The organism is Herbaspirillum sp. CF444 (genome assembly GCF_000282135.1).
GTDB lineage: Bacteria > Pseudomonadota > Gammaproteobacteria > Burkholderiales > Burkholderiaceae_D > Herbaspirillum.
In genome coordinates, this window is the sequence record NZ_AKJW01000100.1 from 1 (window position 1) to 2,804 (window position 2,804).

Annotated in this window: 3 protein-coding genes; all 3 read left to right on the top strand. The window is 63.2% G+C overall.

Going from position 1 to position 2,804, the window contains the following annotated elements; all coding sequences use genetic code 11:
• The coding region (locus PMI16_RS22005; RefSeq protein WP_007883729.1) for an NAD(P) transhydrogenase subunit alpha at nucleotides 1-1,007 on the top strand (1,007 nt) is incomplete at its 5' end.
• Between the two features lie 50 nt (nucleotides 1,008-1,057).
• The gene (locus PMI16_RS22010) at nucleotides 1,058-1,381 is read left to right on the top strand and encodes an NAD(P) transhydrogenase subunit alpha (RefSeq protein WP_007883730.1); all 324 of its coding nucleotides are present in this window, start codon (nucleotides 1,058-1,060) and stop codon (nucleotides 1,379-1,381) included.
• The coding region (locus tag PMI16_RS22015; RefSeq protein WP_007883731.1) for an NAD(P)(+) transhydrogenase (Re/Si-specific) subunit beta at nucleotides 1,378-2,804 on the top strand (1,427 nt) is incomplete at its 3' end. The genes PMI16_RS22010 and PMI16_RS22015, both read left to right, overlap by 4 nt.

Below are 2,804 nucleotides of genomic sequence, written 5' to 3' on the forward strand. Positions count from 1 at the left end.
CAGGCGCCGGCATCCAATCCAGCATCACCGATGAGGCCTATCTTGCCGCCGGCGCCAGGATAGCGTCCGCCGATGAAGTCTATGCAGCTGATGTACTGTTGAAAGTGCGCGCCCCGAGTGCGGACGAACGCACCCGCCTGAAGTCCGGCACGGTGGTGGTCGGCATGCTCAATCCCTTCGATGCGGACAACATCGCCGCCATGGCAGCTGCCGGGCTGACCGCGTTTGCCCTGGAAGCCGCGCCGCGCACCACGCGCGCGCAATCGATGGACGTCTTGTCCTCGCAAGCCAACATCGCCGGCTACAAGGCCGTGCTGATGGCCGCCAACACCTATCAACGCTTCATGCCGATGCTCATGACCGCCGCCGGCACCGTCAAGGCCGCGCGCATGCTGATCATGGGCGCCGGCGTCGCCGGCCTGCAGGCCATTGCCACCGCCAAGCGCCTGGGCGCCGTGATCGAAGCGTCCGACGTGCGTCCCGCGGTCAAGGAGCAGATCGAATCGCTCGGCGCCAAATTCCTCGACGTGCCGTTCATCACCGATGAAGAAAAGGAAATCGCCCAGGGCGTCGGCGGCTACGCCCGTCCGATGCCGGCCGACTGGATGCGCCGCCAGGCCGAAGCGGTGCATGAGCGCGCCAAGCAGGCCGACATCATCATCACCACCGCGCTGATCCCGGGCCGCAAGGCGCCGGTGCTGATCAGCGAAGACACCGTCAAGGCCATGAAACCGGGCTCGGTCATCCTCGACATGGCGGTCGACCAGGGCGGCAACTGTCCGCTGTCGGAGTCCGGCAAGACCGTGATCAAACACGGCGTGCACATCATCGGCGAAGGCAACCTGGCGGCCTTGGTGGCGGCGGATGCGTCGGCGCTGTATGCCCGCAACGTGCTCGATTTCCTCAAGCTGATCGTCGACGCCGAAGGCAAGCTGGTCATCAACCGCGAAGACGACATCGTCGCGGCGACCCTGCTGTGCACGGGCGGCGAAGTGCTGCGCAAATAAGAGAAGACGACAAAAGAAGACGTCAAGACGTCGAAAAACGGAGAAAACACATGGAAGTCAGTCACACCATCATCAACCTGATCATCTTCGTGCTGGCCATTTACGTCGGCTACCACGTGGTCTGGACGGTCACGCCGGCCTTGCACACGCCGCTCATGGCGGTCACCAACGCCATCTCGGCCATCATCATCATCGGCGCCATGCTGGCCGCAGGCCTGACCGAAGGACCGGTCGGCCGCATTGCCGGCACGCTGGCGGTCGCTCTCGCGGCAGTCAACGTCTTCGGCGGGTTCATGGTCACCCAGCGCATGCTGGAGATGTTCAAGAAAAAAGAACCCAAGACCAAGACAGACAAGGCGGGGGCACAAGCATGAGCATGAATCTGGTCACCCTGTTGTATCTGATCGCCTCGGTCTTTTTTATCCAGGCATTGAAAGGCTTGTCGCATCCGTCGACGGCGCGTCGCGGTAACGCCTTCGGCATCGCCGGCATGGCCATTGCCGTGGTCACCACGCTGGCGCTGATCGTCAAGCTCAAGGGCGACATGCCGGCTTCGGGCATCGGCCTGTGGCTGGTGGCCGGCGGCGTGGTGGTCGGCGGCGGCATCGGCGCCTACCTGGCCAGGAGCGTCGAGATGACCAAGATGCCCGAACTGGTCGCGGCGATGCACTCGCTGATAGGCCTGGCGGCTGTCTGTATCGCCGTCGCCGCGGTCGCCGAGCCCTGGGCCTTCAACATCGCCGCGCACGGCGAAGCGATCCCGGTGGGCAATCGCGTTGAATTGTTCATCGGCACCTTCGTCGGCGCGATCACCTTCTCCGGTTCGGTGATTGCCTTCGGCAAGTTGTCCGGCAAATACAAGTTCCGCCTGTTCCAGGGGGCGCCGGTGAGCTTCTCCGGCCAGCACATGTTGAATTTGCTGCTGGCGGTGGCGATGATCGGCTTCGGCGTGATCTTCGTGCTGACGCAACACTGGCTGCCGTTCATCATCATGGCCGCGATCGCGTTCGTGCTGGGTGTATTGATCATCATCCCCATCGGCGGCGCCGACATGCCGGTGGTGGTGTCGATGTTGAACAGCTATTCCGGCTGGGCGGCGGCGGGCATCGGTTTCTCGCTGAACAACGCGATGCTGATCATTGCCGGTTCGCTGGTGGGGTCCTCCGGCGCGATCCTGTCCTACATCATGTGCAAGGCGATGAACCGTTCGTTCTTCAACGTGATCCTCGGCGGCTTCGGGGGCGATCCTGCTGCCGCGGCCGCAGGCGGCGCGCAGGCGCAGCGCAACGTCAAGTCCGGTTCGGCCGACGATGCGGCCTTCCTGATGGGCAACGCGGAAACCGTGATCATCGTGCCGGGCTACGGCCTGGCGGTGGCGCGTGCGCAGCATGCACTGAAAGAACTGACCGAGAAGCTGACCCACAAGGGCGTGATCGTGAAGTATGCGATCCACCCGGTGGCGGGCCGCATGCCGGGTCACATGAACGTGCTGCTGGCCGAGGCCGAAGTGCCTTACGACCAGGTCTTTGAAATGGAAGACATCAACAGCGAGTTCGGCCAGGCCGACGTGGTGCTGGTGCTGGGCGCCAACGACGTGGTCAATCCGGCGGCCAAGGATCCGAAGTCGTCGATCGCCGGCATGCCGATCCTGGAGGCTTACAAGGCCAAAACCGTCATCGTCAACAAACGTTCGATGGCCGCCGGTTATGCCGGACTGGACAACGAACTGTTCTACATGGACAAGACCATGATGGTGTTTGGCGATGCCAAGAAGGTGATCGAGGACATGGTCAAGGC

Bases quoted from the DNA above. Each gene is read 5' to 3' on its own strand.
- PMI16_RS22010 (WP_007883730.1), top strand. From the start codon at position 1,058: ATGGAAGTCAGTCACACCATCATCAACCTGATCATCTTCGTGCTGGCC.